The following is a 15,080-nucleotide window of genomic DNA, read 5'->3' as shown; positions in this document are numbered from 1 at the left end:
CATTCGTGCCAGGCGTCCTCGCTCGCCTGACAAACCGCATCCTTCTACTTCGCTGCGCTGGTCTCGCTCGACGGGCCGACATTGACGGTCATGTTGGTTGCCGGCGCGGACCCACCTGGCGGAAGCTTGTATTTCTGCACCACGGCGACCGACCGAGCTCCATTGCCTTCGATCTTCGTGTTGTTGGAAGCCGGGTTATAGGGATCGACCGTCTGCAGGAGCTGATTGGCTTTCTGCGAGTCGCCCGATGCCAAAGTCATCGTGTCGTAATTGTTCAAATAGTCGGCCGCGCAGCCTGCGAGCAGGCTGGTGCCGAGAAGGACGAGCAGGAGCTTATTTCTTGACATAGACCAGCTTGTCCTTCGATTTCACATCCAGCATGTGGCCGTAGGGCCCGGTGACGCCTTCGCCATGCTCGTACATGCGGATCATGTCCTTGTTGACTTCGAGCTGACCGAGCAGCATGAGTTCCGGATCGTTGGCCGGCCTTGTCTTGTCGAAAGGTGTCGCCAGCTGCTGGCCGGGTTTCACCGGCCGCACGAGATGCGGCGTCACGATGACGACAAGCTCGGTCTCTTCCTTCTGCGTGCTCGAATTGTGGAACAGCGCACCAATGATCGGCACCTGACCGAGCCACGGCACCTGGTCCTGCAGCCTGGTGTTTTTGCTCGAGAGCAGGCCGCCGACCGCGAAGCTCTGGCCGTCGCGCAAATCGACCACGGTCGCCAGCTTGCGATTGGTGAAGATCGGATCGCCAGCCGGGGTGAAGCCGGTCAGGTCGCTGACCTCAGGGGCAAGCTTGATGTGGATCTTGCCGTCGTCGAGGACGACCGGCGTGAAGTTCAGGTTGACGCCGAACTGCTTGAACTGGATTTCGACTTCGCCTTGGCTGTTGACGCTTCGAACCGGTATTTCGCCGCCGGCGTTGAAGCTGGCTGTTTCGCCCGAGACCGTGGTGAGGTTTGGTTCGGCCAGCGTACGAACGACGCCTTTCGACTCCAGCGCTTGAATAATCAGATCGACCTTGACGTTGCTGTCGATGACGCGGGTTATCAGTGCCGCGAACGGGCTTGAATTCGACAACAGACCGCTGATCAGATCGCCGGTTCCAAGTACTGTTCCGTCCTTGTCCACCGTGGCATCGCCAGTTCCCCAAATAGTTTTGCCGCTGCGGTTTGCGCCTCTCCACGACACACCAAGATCGCGACCGGCGCTGCGTTTGGCCTCCAGGATGCGTACGGAAAGATTGACTTGTTCGCTGTCATCGATGGTCACGGCGTTGATAATGGCGTCGGGGCCATATTGCTGGGTGACTTCCACGATGGATGCCAGTGTCGCGGCGTCCTTGACATGGCCGCTGAGCCTTATCTTGCCGTTGATCGAACCGATCTCGACGCGGGCCTTTGGCGCCACCTGGCGGATAGCCACCGCCATGTCGCTGACATCCTGGCCGACCTCGATCTGGATGGCGCCGAGCGAGCGCTTGTCCTCGGAAAACAGATTGACGGTGGTGGTGCCGACGCTCTTGCCGATGATGTAGAGCGTCTTGTCGGTCATCGGCTGCGCATCGGCGATCTTCTCGTCGCCGACCACGATGTCGCCCAAAGTAGCGTTCACCTGGATCGTGGCGGATTGGGAAACAGGCACGAACACACGATGCAGCGAAGGGCTCGACACGTCGATGAAGCGGTCGGCCGCCGCAGCCGGATGGCCGGAGATCGCCGATACGCCCAACACAGATAGCGCGGCCGCCGCTATCCTGACCCAAATCCCCTTCATTCCCCGTCTCCCCGCTTGCTGCCCCAGGCAGCCTCCGCCGCGCCGACCCTCGTCAGTCTTGTCGCGGCACTTCGTATGATTCGAGCTTGACGCCCCGGAACACTCCGATCGTCGCCAACTTGGGCGGCTCCGGCTGCACGTATTTGACTACTTCCTTCACCGGTTGCGGCGTGGCGACTGCCGGCGCAGGCTTTGCCTTGCTCATCTGGTCGAGTTGACTGCCGACCCGTTCAACCGCCTTGGCGAGGCCGTCAATCCTTTGGTCCGCCTGTTTGCGCGCCGCTTCCTCGGCAGCCTGCCTGTCCAGCTCGGCCTGACGCTTAGCGACATCCTCAGGCGTGTCAGCGGTTAGATCCGCCAGCGTAACCCTTTGATTCGCCTCACCCTTGCTGCCGGCAGCCTGGCGCAACGCCAGGGACAATTGGCCCGCACCCGCGGCCAAGGTGAGCTTCTGCGCATCTTTCGTGCTCACCTCGACCGTCACCGCCTTGACGACAGTCGGATTGTCCTTGGTCGCATCCGCAACCTGGTCGACGGCAAGCACCTTGACGCTCTGCAGCAACACATCGACAAAACTCTTATCGGCGCCGTCGTCACCGCGAACATTCCGGGTTAGCAGCACGTCGACCCTGTCGCCGGGGAAAACAAATCCCGCGACGCCGAGCACGTCATTGACCCTGATGGAAACGGCTTTCATCCCCTCGTCAAGCACGGCCGACAGCGTGGCGCGCTGACCTGGGCCGGTAATCTTAGCCGCGAGAACAGGTTCATTGGCGCTGATGGACTGTAGCGCCTGGCGCGCCCCATTCCCTGCCATCGCCTCTTTGACTGTCTTGAAGGCGCCTGTCGGCACCGCTCCCGCCGGCCATGCAATTTCGCGTAATTTGTCGGCGCTCAGCGCGTCGCCGAATTTCAAAGGCACCGCCGCGACCACCACCGTGCTGGCCTGCACGCCATTGGCCATAGCGTTGCGCTGACCCGCCAGCCAGATGTTGACAAGCACGACCGCAAGAACGCCGAATATGCCGGCGAGCACAATCATGATGAGTGTATTGGCGCGCATTTCCCAAACCCCCTTCGACCCGCCTCGGCGCTTGCAAACTCGGGCTCAGCCCGAGTTTGCAATATCAGTTCGGCCAGGCCCGGGATCGTCCCCCGGGGCTTGGCCATTCCAGCTTAGCAGGTCACGCCCGTGGCGTTCTGCGTGTCAGTCTGCAGATTGGTGCAGAGTGTGCTCCACGCATTGGTGACATAGACGCCGACAGAGATGATGAAGGTGATCACTGCTGCGGTGATGATGCCGATCAGAATCGAATATTCGACCATGGCAGCGCCGTTATCGTCGTCGCGGAACTGCCGGGCCATCGTCATGAGCTTCTTCATGCCAATTTCTCCCCTTGGAGGTTTGAACCCGACGAGACAGAGCCAAGGAATGAACCCCAAACCAAAGCATCCCCCGTCGCGTTCAATCCTAGGTGCCGCTAAAAATCCGGTCAAACGGATTAACAGTCTTTTAACCCTTCAATACTCCGTTCAGAGCTCTTTAAATTTGTACAACAGCTTGATTCGCTTCACTTTTCAAGCGGTCTTAACCATTCATTCACAAATTGGCCACATCCAAGGGCAAAGGCCAATACATTAGGAATATGGCATATCCATTTATATTAAGGAGGTTAGCGCGAGGAATTCCCGGGAGCCACCAAACGTCTTAGGACTTTAGTCGGTGGGCCTAAAGCCAGGCAAAAATAAAACGATTTATCAAAACTTGGTTTCTTAACTATGTCGCAAGTAATACCTGCAGTGTGTCCGCTAAGCCGCTTGTGCACCTCGTGGTTAACGCTTAGTTTCACGGCGGAAATTAAAAGGGGGCGGGCGGCATGTTGGGTCGCTTCATCAAGGGTCCGAATGAACAGAAGACGCCGCTAGCCCCGGTCGTCGTCGCCCCGAATGGAGCGGCCGCTTCTCCCGCGGCCGAGGCCGAACCGCAAGGCGACGATTTCCTGACCCTCAAGGTCGAACTGCATCGCCATCTCATCGACCGTTTCAACCTGACGGCGCTGGAAAGCGCCTCCAAGGACGAGATCCTGAACGAGATTCGGCCGATCGTGCGCGAGTTCGTGCGCGGCCGGAATGTGCCTTTGAATGCCCGTGAGCTCGATCAACTGACCAGTGATACAGCCGACGAGATGCTGGGGCTCGGTCCGATCGAACCTCTGCTCAAGGACGACTCGATCACCGATATCATGATCAACACGCATGAGCGCGTGTTCATCGAGCGACGCGGCATGATCGAGCAGACCTCGATCCGCTTCCGCGACGAGGCGCATCTGCTGCGGATCATCAACAAGATCGTCTCTAATATCGGGCGTCGGGTAGATGAATCCTCGCCCATGGCGGATGCGCGCCTGGACGACGGCTCGCGCGTCAACATCGCCGTGCGGCCGGTCTCGGTTGACGGCCCGCTCGTCTCGATCCGCAAATTCTCGAAGAATCCTTATTCGCTGGAACGCCTGATGGCGTTCAACTCGATCCGCCAGCCCATGATCGACATGCTGCGGATCGCAGTGCAGGCGCGCAAATCGATCCTGGTTTCGGGCGGCACCGGCAGCGGCAAGACGACGCTGCTCAACGCATTGTCGAGCTACATCCCGTCGAAAGAACGTCTGGTCACCATCGAGGACGCGGCGGAACTGCAACTGCAGCAGCCGCATGTCGGCCGGCTGGAAACGCGCCCGCCCAATGTCGAGGGCAAGGGCGAGATCCGTCAGCGCGAGCTGGTGAAGAACGCGCTGCGCATGCGGCCGGATCGCATCATCGTCGGCGAGGTGCGCGGCGAGGAGGCCTTCGACATGCTTCAGGCCATGAACACCGGCCACGAAGGCTCGATGACCACCATCCACGCCAACACGCCGCGCGACGCCATCTCCCGACTGGAGCAGATGGTCGGCATGGCGGGCATGCCGATGTCGCACGACTCTATTCGCGCTCAGATCGCTTCCGCCATCGACATCATCGTGCAAACGCAGCGTCTTTCCGATGGCGGCCGGCGGGTGATCTCGATTTCGGAGATCACGGGCATGGAAGGCAATGTCGTCCAGCTGCAGGAAATCTATCACTATGTCCGGCGCGACGTTGCCGCCGACGGCACGATCGTCGGCGATTTTCGCGCCACCGGCGTTCGCCCCCGTTTTGCCTCTGAGGCAGCGACGCTCGGCCTCCATTTCGCCAAGGACGCCTTCAATCCGCAGGTAGCGATGTAATGCTGACGGGACAGACGCTGCTCTATTTCATCTATGTGGTCGCGGCCGCCTCGGTCATCCTTGCCGGCGAGGCATTCTACCTCTCCCTCACGCGCCGGCGTTCGCACCTGCTCGCGGTCAACCACCGGCTTCGTCGCCTCGCCGACGAGGCGCCGGCGGAGCAGACCCTGCAAAGCCTGCTGCGCGAGCGCGGCCTGACTGGTTCAGGAGACTTCGCGTCCAACCTTATCTGGTTGAACCGGCTATACACCCGGTCCGGCATAACCGGAAACCCAATGACTTTCGCGGTGTCGTTCCTTCTCGCCGGTTTTGGGCTGGCGCTGCTTGTCTGGTTTCTGTTTGGTGTCTCGGCGCCGGCGGCTTTCCTCATCTTCCTGGGGGTGGGGTTCGCATTACCGCTGCTTTTCCTGCGGCGAGCCTGCAAAAAGCGAATCCTGAAGTTCGCTGGGCAATTGCCAGATGCGCTCGATATGATCGTCCGTTCGCTCCGCGCCGGCCACCCGGCCTCGGTCGCAATCGGTCTCGTCGCGCGTGAAATGCCCGATCCGCTTGGGACGGAATTCGGCATCGTCGCCGACGAGATCACCTTCGGGCTCAGTATGGAGCAGGCGGTTCGGAAATTGTCGGAGCGGGTCGGCTTCGAGGGCCTTCATCTGCTGTCGGTTTCGCTCTCGATCCAGGCCAAAACAGGCGGCAACCTCACCGAGATCCTGGCGAACCTGTCGTCCGTTCTGCGCGAAAGGCGGAAACTTGGATTGAAGATCAGAGCGCTCTCGGCCGAGGGGCGGGTATCGGCATGGATCATCTCGCTGTTTCCTCTTTTTATGTTCCTGATCCTGATGCTTGTGGCGCCCTCTTATTATGGCAAAATCTGGGGTAGCCCATTGATCCTGCCGGTGTTCTTGTCATTCGGTTGCTGGGCGCTGCTTGGCACGTACATCATGTATCGCATGGTCACTTTCGATTTCTAGGCGCGGCCATGAACCTGCTTTCGAACACGAACGACCTGACCTTTCTGGTGTCGCTCGCCGTCTTCGTGGCGGCGGTGACCTTGTTCCTGTTTGCCGCGCTCGTTTTCCTGCCCGCGATGCAGACGCGCAGGCTGGTGACGGACAGTCTCGTCGGCGATGGGTCCGTGGATCGCCGCTCAATCCTGGGACAGGACCACCTCGTCCGAGCCGCGGCGCAAAAGCCGGTCGAAGCCTACTTCAGATCCATGGAGAAGGAGCGCAACGAGCCTGACGCTCTGGAAGCCAAGCTTTTTCGCGCCGGTTTTTATGGCGCGAGCGCACCGCTTATCTATACACTTTGCCGGCTGGGGGCCGTCGCCATAGGTTTTCTGCTTATGTATGCCCTCCTCTCGAGGGTATTGCCGCCGCGATTGCCCGGCATCTTCGCCTTTGCGGGCGCGGGTCTGATCGGCCTCGGCTGCATCGTCATTCCGAGCATCATGCTCGATCGTTTCGAGAATTCGCAGAAGCAGGTTTACCGTCGCTCTTTTCCCGATTTCATGGATATGATGATCACCTGCGCCGATGCCGGCATGAGCCTGGAGGCGGCGGTCGAGCGGGTGAGCCAGGAACTGGCGGGCACGCACAAATGGCTGGGCATCCAGCTTACGATCATGAACCTGCAATTGCGGGCGGGTAAGCCGTTGCGCGAAGCATTGCGTGAGCTAGCCGATCGCATCGGACTGGATGAGGCCAAGGCCTTGGCGGTGCTGTTCCGGCAATCGGAAGAGCTGGGCACCAGTCTCACCGACGCCCTGCGCGTTTACAGCGCCGAGATGCGCGATCAGCGCATTCTGCGTGCGGAAGAACGTGCCAACTCCTTGCCCGTCAAGATGACAATTCCGCTTGGCCTCTGCATTTTTCCGGTGGTTCTGATGATCATTATGCTGCCGGTGATCATTCGCATGAAGGGCATTTTCTTCTAGTGCGTCATATGATTAGATTCTAAAACAGAGTCGGGGACTCGTGGGACACATAATGACAAAGCGCCTCGCAGTCGCGACCAGCCTGCTGCTGATCTTCCTGGCCGGATGCCAGACGCACGACACCACCGGCGGGGTGGTCCGCACCAACGAGCCGGCCAAAGGCGACTACACGGCCTTCGGCGATACCTTCGACGGGCTGAAGACGATAAGCGACGTTGACTACTACGCCTCGGACCAGGCGATCACCGAAGCGAAGACGCAGTTCCGTTCCGAAAATTACGGCAATGCCGGCGCTTTGTTCTACAAGGCCACTCGACTCGCTCCGAACGACGGCGTCGCCTGGCTGGGCCTTGCCGCCTCATGCGACCGCATCCGGCGGTTCGATCTGGCCGACATGGCCTATGGCAGGGCTTACCGACTGCTCGGCGCGACGCCGGAATATTACAACAATCTCGGCTATTCCTATCTGCTGCGCGGCAAGCTGCAGGACGCGCGCAGTAACTTCCTCAAAGCCTATGAACTGGCCCCCAACGATCCGACCGTGGCCAACAATCTGAAGCTGCTGTCGTCCAGCGTGCGGAACATAGAGCGGTCATGAGCCTTTTGCTTGCCGCGTCACTTGTGTTCAAGGCGTTGGCGATCCTGCTGCTGGTAAGAATTGCCTGGACGGATTTCACCACGCAGCGGATATCCAACCGTGACGTGCTGCTGCTGCTTTGCCTCGGCCTAGGAGCTTTGCAATTCCAGGCGTTGCAAACTCATTCATGGCTGGAAATGGGAATTAGCGCCTTCGGCGGCGCCGCGCTGTTTCTTGCGCTTTTTCCATTCTGGCTTTTGCGCAAGATTGGCGCCGGCGACGTCAAGCTGATGAGCGTAACTCCGTTTTTGGTGGGCGGGAGCAATCTCGCGGTATTTTCCGTGTTCCTGCTGGTGTTCGCGGTCGCCACGGCTGCTTTGGTCAAGAATCCCTTCCTGTTGCCGGCAGGAATGTTCCGCCATTATGTGCAGCATATGGACCGCAAGGGCGTCGTGCCGTTCGGCGTGCCAATTTCGATGGCGGCGATCTGTGCAATAGTTTTGCAGATGTATCACGCTGTGGTGGTTGCAACCAGTTCCGGCATACTTGAGCAACTCAACTGACCAAACTGAGGCGTCGCGGTGCGCAGTAGCGAGTTCAGACTGGCTGCAACGATAGCAACTGTCACCCTAGCTTTCTTTGTTGTGGACTTCTTCTATTTCCCACGCTCCAGCGTCATTCTCGATTCGCACAATTGGTTCGAATTGGCCAAAGTTATGATGGTGCTCGCGGCAATCATTGTCGCGATGATGCTCGTGGAATGGCGAATCGAAGAAGACAGCTCACTGGTGGGGCGATTGATCGCGGCCAGTGCCGCCGCCGTCCGCTCGCTCGCCAAAAATGGCTGCCTTTTCGTTCCAATGAGTTTTGCGTCGGTCTGGTTCATGTATCTGGCTTCTGCAACTGACAGGCCGCTGATGGACCAAACATTGGCTGCGCTAGACGCAGCTATAGGGTTCGACTGGCGAGCCTTTCTCGACCTCACGAACAGGCAGCCGATAGTGGCAGGGGCGCTCGTTTTCGCTTATCACGCGCTTGCGCGGCAGCTTCCGCTTCTGCTCCTTTTGCTGGCCTTTGCAAAGCGTCCTCGTCTTACCGAGTTCATCGCCTTGCTGGCGGTTTCGTCGGCGCTGACCGCTACCTTGATGTCGCTTGTGCCGGCGGCGGGAGCCTGTGCGTATTTCCAGCCGAGACCAATCGACTTCAGCAATTTCACGGCACGAGCGGGAATGTGGCACTTCACCGAGCTGATGAGGATACGATCAGGAGAGCCATTTAACCTACTCGTGACCAGGGCCGAAGGTCTCGTCACTTTCCCGTCCTATCATACCGCACTCGGCATCATGGTAGTCTACGCGCTTCGAGACTACCGCTGGCTGTTCTGGTCTGTCGGGTGCCTGAATGCCGTAATGATTGTCAGCACACTTCCAGAAGGCGGACACCACCTCATCGACGTGATTGCGGGCGCAGTGGTTGCCGTTGCTTCCATTGTTACCGTCAGGGCGATCGCCTCTTACGATCGTGGGGAAGCCCATGCCCCGGCAGTTTTCCCACTAACCAAAGGTTGACGCTCTGTGCTCCTGCGACGGAAACGGGTTCCCCGGGAATGCCTTCCAAAACCTCCAGTTGAGCAGCGAAACCCGGGTACGACGTGCAAGCAAAGGGCTGACCGCCCCGTTCATTTCGCAGCTATGTCAGGTGCCGGTTCCATTGCCGAACCGGCTTCCCCTTAACGAACGGCGCCGGCAGCGGCTCGTCGGAAATAGCTGGCCTTGGCGCCTCGAACACCAGCTGTTCAATGAGCGCGACGGCACCCGCTGCCACCGCGCCAGCGACTGCTAGGATAAGAAGCTTTCTAAGAAGATCCAACGACCCGCCCATCCAATGAAATTTAAAACCCCGCCGTCTGCTTCTCTACCAGCTTAAGCTTACCCTTCTCCACCCTGAAGAACGGCATCGACCTCTGGCTCGAGCCGTCGCTGCGGAAGCGGAACAGGCCGGTCGAGCCGCGGAAGCCGGTCGTGTTCTCCAGCACCTGCTTGTTGAAGCCGTCGGGGCCGGCCGCGCTCGCGATGCCCGCACTCAGCGCCACCATGTCGTAGGCATAGGCGACGTTGACATCCGGCTGATACTTGTAGGTCGCCTTGAAACGGTCGGCGATCGGCCCGGTCTCGCTCTCGTCGAGCGTCGCGATATAGGCGCTCTCATAGAGCGGATCCATCGGGCGCTCGAGCCAGCGGTCGGTGCCGATCAGCGTCACCGTCTTGCCTGGAATGCCTTTCGCCTTCAGCGCTGCGAGCACCGCCGTCGGGCTGCCGCCGCCGCTGGCGACGACCACGGCGTCGGGCGCCTCGACCAGCGAGCCCATGTCCGACACCACCTTGGCGCCGCCATCGGTCGGCGAATAGGGCAGCGTCACCGCAAGCGTGGCGCCATAGATGCTGAGCGCGTTGGCCACCCGGGATTCAATGGCGCTCGAGGCCGCGCCCGCCGGCACCAGCAGCACGAATTTCTTCGCGCCCTTGCTGGCGATTGCCGCGGCGCCCGCTGCGGCGCTGTCGGCTTCGCTGAGCCGCACGGAATAGACGCCGGGGCCGCCGGCGAAATTGTCGGCCAGCGCCAGCACCGGCGGCCGCTTGGAGCCAGAAAGCTTGGCAAGGTGCTGCGCGGCCGCAAGCTCGGACGGCCCGATAACCGCCTTCGCCGTGCCCGAGGTGATCGCCTTCACCGCGAGGTCCTTCGCGTAGCCGCTGTCGCCGCGCGTATCCTCGATCGTCAGCGTCAGAAGCTTGTCGCCGAGATCGGCCATCGCGAGGCGCGCGCCGTCATACATTTTCCGGCCGTTCTCGCCGGTGGTTCCGGGCGCCGAAAGCGGCAGCAGCATGGCCACTTTGGTCGGCCCCGTGCCGAGCGTCAGCTGGGCCTTGGCGGCGACGACCGATGTCGGACCGCCCGACGTCGTGCTGCCCAAGGCCGGACTCAAGGTCTGACCACTGGCCTGCTGGGCGGGCGCCGCGGCGGCGCCCGTCTGGCCGGCGGGTGCCGCGATCGCCGACGGATCGAGCACGTCCGACGCGCCGCTCTTGGACTGGCATCCGGACAGTGCCGCAACCAGCGCCAGAACAATGTGCCGTAAACGCGGTTCGTGCCGCTCAGATTTCATGCCGCTTCCACCATGTGCCGCCAGCTATTATCCCGGTCTATCTTCTACCTGACCTTAACGTCTTGCTCGCCGCCGTCCCGCATTTTTCTTGTGCCGGATATCTGACGCCAAACGCGATGTTGGTGGCTGGCTAGCCGAGCTCCTCGAGCGAACCGCGAAAGCCGAGCATGCGCGCCGGCGCCGGCATGACCTGGATCAGCCCGACCTCGCCGTCGGCGCCGCGCACGCCGGGATCGAAGCCGCTTTCGATCTCCATCACCGCATGCGCCAGCACCGGCTCGAGGCCGTAGAGCGAGGCCTGGCAGGTGGCGAATGCCTTGAATGTCTCGCGCGTCCGCTCGGGCGCCGCGTCGCATTGCACGGGCTGCGTGCCCGGCGGTTGTGGTCGTTCCAGCCAGTTGGCGTGGACAGGTGTTTGCCCCAGGCTAAGCAAGGCGACCGCCAGGGCAACTCCAGGAAAGGAGCGTAGCGGTCTTCCGTTCGCAATTGCGCCGAAACAAGAGATAGACCGTTTCGCCGTTTCGGTGAAACGGCGGACCGGTCCAGCGCGATCGCCTTCGCCGGTTCTCCGTCGGCCACCATCGCGCCAGCCGGCGTTCGCTTGCCTGTCAGCTCAGTGCATATACTCGACCATGCGGTCGTGGAAGCACTCGCATTTGTTGAGCGTGTCTTCGTCCTTGTAGTTCGTCTTGAGGTAGCCATAGGCCATGCCGCAGGCGACCTTGGCTTCCGAGGCCCAGACGAAGGCGGGACGCGACGAGTTGATCCATTCCGGGCTGTTGGCGACGGCGACCGATTCGTCCATCAGCTTCACCACATGAGCCTTGAGCTCGACCATGTTGTCGGTCAGCACCAGGTCCGACGTGCCGACGGTGCGGCAATAATTCACCGCCGGCTCGCCAATGATGTCGGCGGCGAAACCCGTCGACCCGGCCACCAGCAGCGCGGCGGCCGAAGCCAGCAATCTTACGGAATGTTTCATGTAAACCCCTCTCCGAATTATCAATTCACGGTTCGCTGATGCATAGCATGACAGCATGCCCGCGCATAAGTGTTAAATCGTTGCCGTGTGCTGCTGATGGTTCGAGTCATCGTAAAGAATGTTGATCGTGCCGGTGGTAGTCGGTCCGTTCTGCAGCACCGCGACATCTACGAAGTTAGCCGCATTGCCCGTACCGTCCGTGTCGACGCTCAGCGTCTTAGTGCTGGTGTCGTAATGGACATAGTCGGCGATGTTGCCGGCGGCCGCCTTGTCGAACAACGCGGTCAGGTCGATCTGGTCTCCCTCAGCTTTATTGTAGTCGGTGATGAGATCTTTGATGTTCAGCTCGAGGTGATCAAGCTTGAACGTATCGGCGCCAGTGCCACCGGTGAGCGTATCAGCCCCTGCGCCGCCGATCAGGGTGTCGTTGCCCGCCCCACCGACGAGGGTGTCGTTGCCCGCTCCGCCTATAAGCGTGTCATTGCCGCCATTGCCATTGATCGTGTCGTTGCCGGCGCCGCCGTACAATGCGTTCGCGGAGCTGTCGCCGGTGAGAGAGTCATCGAAGTTGGACCCGATGATGTTGGGCAGGGCCGACGTAGATGTGTAGACGTGGGAAGCCCCCACGAGATCGGTCGAATGATCCTGGGTCGCAGTACCGGTTAGTGTGATGCCGATCGAGCTTGCAGCCGTATCACCATCGCCGTCCACGACCTGGACCGGAAGGGTGAAGCTGACAGGATCGCTGGATTGCACGGCCGAGCCAAAGCCGGTAATGGCGAAGTCGGTCCCGGTGTCGGGTTGGCCATTGCCTTTGAGCGGTGAAATATTGGAGAGTTCCAGGCTGCTATAGCCGTCGGCAGTGAATGTGGCGATCGATACGCTCGTATCGAGCACGCCTGTTACTTGGGCGGCATAATGAACCGCGGCGGTGGGATCCACATCGACGAATTGAACCGTGTAGGTCCTGCCGCCGATTGTATACGAATGGGCCGCGGTGTCCGCGAAGTCGACTGTTTGCGATTGCCCATTGTACGTAATTACGATCGACGAGATCGAATCGTAATGGCCGTCGCCAACCACATAGTTACCGTCGGTGCCTGTGTTGTTTGGGCCGAGGCCGTTGTAATCATCACGGGCGGTAATCTGAAGGACAGAGTTTGCGGTTCCATCGCCGAAGGTGAAGTTGGTGCCGTTAGCGATATAATGGCTGTCGAAGATCTGAGCGCCGGCAGTCATCGCGGAACCGGTCAAATCCTGAACGAAATCAACCCGGATGCCTTCACCTGAGCCGATGTTCTGTCCGGCGAAGCCGCCACCGACGCCAAAGGAATTAGCGTTCCCGTTGATCGTCGAACCGGTGCCGAGGGGAGTGAAAAGCACGTCCCTCGAGTCATCGTTGACCGGATTACTTTGCTGTCCTGTAGGCACAAAGCCAGCCCAAGGGCTGTTTCCCCCGTAGAATGCATATGATCCGTTGGTGAAAGTGACTTGCGACAAGCTGTCGACCGGCCCATCCATATCCACTGAGTAGGTAGAGCTCGCTGGATTGAGAGCGACGGTGAACACCGTAACGCCATTGGCCGTACCGGTAAGGGTATGGCCGTCTTGCGATACGTCATAGATGATGTGCGCGCCGCCAGACGTGAGGCCGCTGTCTGTGCCGTCGAGAGACGCCGCGAAGCGCACTGTACCGGCGCCGTCCGCGCCGTAGTTGTTTGCTACGTTGTGGTCTGCATCGAGGAAGAATGAGACTGCAGCGCCCGCGCCGTTAGAGAGGACGGCATAGTCCGACGAGACTGCCGTCGGTACGTCGTCCTTGATGTCGACGGTGATGGTCGAGGTGCTGGTGTTGCCAAAGGCATCGGTCACCGTGTAGGTGAACACGTCCTTACCGGCTTCGACCTCGGCGCCGTTGTCGGTGGCCGGGTTTGTCGTATAAGGCTTGGTCAGCGTGTAGGTGTAGTTGCCGTTCTGGTCGATCTGCAGCAGGCCGTAGTTGCCCTGCACGGTTACCGCAGAGCCGCCCACTGCCGACTGCGTGACCGCACCGACAATGTTGGTGATATGCGGGCTGTTTGGATCGCCCAGCGTCAGCGTGCCGGTCTTCGTCTCATTGGTGCTCGAGAGGTTCGACCCTGTCACCGTCGAGGCCGCCAGGTCGCCGACAGCGCTGGTGTCCAGCGCCGCCTCATCGACCTGCACGGTCGCTGCCACCGGCTGCGGCTGGCCGTTGGTCACATTGATCGTCAGCGTCGAGGGCGAGGTGTCGCCGTCGCCGTCCTTGATGGTGTAGGTGAACACGTCCGTTCCGGAGGTGTTGGCGAAGGCCTTGTAGCTGTAGCTGCCATCGGCCTGCACCGTCAGCACGCCATAGGTGCCCGTTACGGTCGTGATGCCGGCGTTGGTGACCGAACCGGTCCAGGCGATCGAGGCGATGCCGTCGGCTCCCGCCGTGTCGGCCGCACCGGTGCCGTGGGTGCTGGTGCCGGTCTCGATATTGCCCGTGACCGTCTCGCCCGACTGGGCGGCGTCGGTATCGGCATGCGCCGTCGGCACGTCGTCGACGATGTTGATGACCAGGTTGCCGGCCGGCGCGCTGTCGCCGTCGGTGTCGGTGACGACGACTGCGAAGGAGGCATGGGTGTTGTCGCCGGAAGTGTTGTCGAGCAGCGTGTAGGTGTAGCTGATCGAGCCGATGCCGGTTGCCGGATTGTAGGTATAGCTTGCCGTCAGCGAGCCGGTGGCGTCGGTGAAGGTCTGGGGCACGCCGCTCAGCACATGGCCGCCGAGCGAGACGGTCTGGATGCCGTCGGGCGAGGTGAAGCCGATGCTGCCCGAGGTTGTCTCGGAGTTTGCCGCCGCGTTCGAGCCGGCCGACTCGCCGGGCCGGGCCGCCAGGCCGGCTTCATAGACGGTGGTGTCGGCGCCGCCGGGCGCCGGGATGGTGTCGGTTGGCGTGGAGTCGCCGATCGAGATGGTCAGCGTGGTGTGCGACAGGTCGCCGTCGCCGTCCTTGATGGTGTAGGTGAAGACGTCGTCATGGCCGCCCTGCGAGCCGGCGTCGCGGGTGTAGGAGTAGGAGCCGTCGGCATTGAGCGTCAGCTTGCCGTAGAGGCCCTGGATGACCGTGCCGACATTGGCGTCCTCGCCACCGGCAGTCGTGCCGGCAACGACCCCGACCACGGTTGCGCCGTCGGCGCCCTGGGTGTCGGCATTGCCGTCGGTGGTGTTGGCGTCGCCCGCGTCGGTGCCGCCGGTCAGCACATTGCCGGTCGCCGGGCCGAACTGGCCGGCCGCGATGCTGTCGGTATCGGCATGCGCCGTCGGCACGTCGTCGACGATGTTGATGACCAGGTTGCCGGCCGGCGCGCTGTCGCCGT

General features: G+C 61.0%; 14 protein-coding genes. 6 read left to right on the top strand and 8 right to left on the bottom strand.

The features are described from left to right. Positions 1 to 44: 44 nt before the first annotated feature. The 4 genes from LB553_RS26655 to LB553_RS26640 all read right to left on the bottom strand — a co-directional run bounded on the left by LB553_RS26655 (position 45) and on the right by LB553_RS26640 (position 3,162). A complete protein-coding gene (locus LB553_RS26655) occupies positions 45 to 347 on the bottom strand; it encodes a hypothetical protein (protein WP_224517709.1) in 303 nt (100 codons plus the stop codon). Then, a complete protein-coding gene (locus LB553_RS26650; protein ID WP_224517706.1) occupies positions 334 to 1,779 on the bottom strand; it encodes a type II and III secretion system protein family protein in 1,446 nt (481 codons plus the stop codon). Before LB553_RS26650 ends, LB553_RS26655 begins: the two co-directional genes overlap by 14 nt. A 52-nt stretch (positions 1,780 to 1,831) precedes the next feature. Next, positions 1,832 to 2,842 (bottom strand): Flp pilus assembly protein CpaB, encoded by a 1,011-nt coding sequence (gene cpaB, locus LB553_RS26645; protein WP_224517704.1) that lies wholly within the window; start codon positions 2,840 to 2,842, stop codon positions 1,832 to 1,834. Positions 2,843 to 2,955: 113 nt separating this feature from the next. Continuing rightward, positions 2,956 to 3,162 (bottom strand): Flp family type IVb pilin, encoded by a 207-nt coding sequence (locus LB553_RS26640; protein ID WP_224517702.1) that lies wholly within the window; start codon positions 3,160 to 3,162, stop codon positions 2,956 to 2,958. 494 nt (positions 3,163 to 3,656) lie between these two features. Here LB553_RS26640 and LB553_RS26635 point away from each other — a divergent pair, with 494 nt between their 5' ends. The 6 genes from LB553_RS26635 to LB553_RS26610 are packed head-to-tail and all read left to right on the top strand — an operon-like array spanning position 3,657 to position 9,120. After that, positions 3,657 to 5,039, top strand: coding sequence for a CpaF family protein (locus LB553_RS26635; RefSeq protein WP_224517701.1), 1,383 nt, complete (start codon positions 3,657 to 3,659; stop codon positions 5,037 to 5,039). Next, complete coding sequence (locus tag LB553_RS26630) at positions 5,039 to 6,010, top strand: type II secretion system F family protein (RefSeq protein WP_224517699.1); 972 nt, start codon at positions 5,039 to 5,041, stop codon at positions 6,008 to 6,010. Before LB553_RS26635 ends, LB553_RS26630 begins: the two co-directional genes overlap by 1 nt. A gap of 8 nt (positions 6,011 to 6,018) precedes the next feature. Beyond that, complete coding sequence (locus LB553_RS26625; protein ID WP_224517697.1) at positions 6,019 to 6,975, top strand: type II secretion system F family protein; 957 nt, start codon at positions 6,019 to 6,021, stop codon at positions 6,973 to 6,975. Positions 6,976 to 7,027: 52 nt separating this feature from the next. Further along, entirely contained in the window at positions 7,028 to 7,573 is a 546-nt protein-coding gene (locus tag LB553_RS26620) for a tetratricopeptide repeat protein (protein WP_224517694.1), read from the top strand. Then, the gene (locus LB553_RS26615) at positions 7,570 to 8,115 is read left to right on the top strand and encodes a prepilin peptidase (protein ID WP_224517692.1); all 546 of its coding nucleotides are present in this window, start codon (positions 7,570 to 7,572) and stop codon (positions 8,113 to 8,115) included. The genes LB553_RS26620 and LB553_RS26615 overlap by 4 nt, the downstream gene beginning before the upstream one ends. Before the next feature lie 18 nt (positions 8,116 to 8,133). Beyond that, positions 8,134 to 9,120, top strand: a complete 987-nt coding sequence (locus tag LB553_RS26610; RefSeq protein WP_224517690.1) for a phosphatase PAP2 family protein — start codon at positions 8,134 to 8,136, stop codon at positions 9,118 to 9,120. A 323-nt stretch (positions 9,121 to 9,443) separates the two neighbouring features. On the opposite strand, the gene LB553_RS26605 is transcribed toward LB553_RS26610, so the two are convergent. The 4 genes from LB553_RS26605 to LB553_RS26590 all read right to left on the bottom strand — a co-directional run. Next, entirely contained in the window at positions 9,444 to 10,715 is a 1,272-nt protein-coding gene (locus LB553_RS26605; protein WP_224517688.1) for an ABC transporter substrate-binding protein, read from the bottom strand. A 130-nt stretch (positions 10,716 to 10,845) separates the two neighbouring features. After that, a complete protein-coding gene (locus LB553_RS26600) occupies positions 10,846 to 11,148 on the bottom strand; it encodes a lytic transglycosylase domain-containing protein (RefSeq protein ID WP_224517685.1) in 303 nt (100 codons plus the stop codon). A gap of 180 nt (positions 11,149 to 11,328) precedes the next feature. Then, a complete protein-coding gene (locus LB553_RS26595; protein ID WP_224517683.1) occupies positions 11,329 to 11,697 on the bottom strand; it encodes a hypothetical protein in 369 nt (122 codons plus the stop codon). Positions 11,698 to 11,769: 72 nt separating this feature from the next. Beyond that, positions 11,770 to 15,080, bottom strand: a 3,311-nt coding sequence (locus LB553_RS26590) for a beta strand repeat-containing protein (RefSeq protein WP_224517681.1), incomplete at its 5' end; no start/stop codon positions are given.

The organism is Mesorhizobium sp. CA8 (assembly GCF_020164955.1).
In the GTDB taxonomy this organism is placed as follows: domain Bacteria; phylum Pseudomonadota; class Alphaproteobacteria; order Rhizobiales; family Rhizobiaceae; genus Mesorhizobium.
The sequence above is the reverse complement of the archived record's forward strand: the minus strand, read 5'-3'. Positions and strand labels throughout refer to the sequence as shown.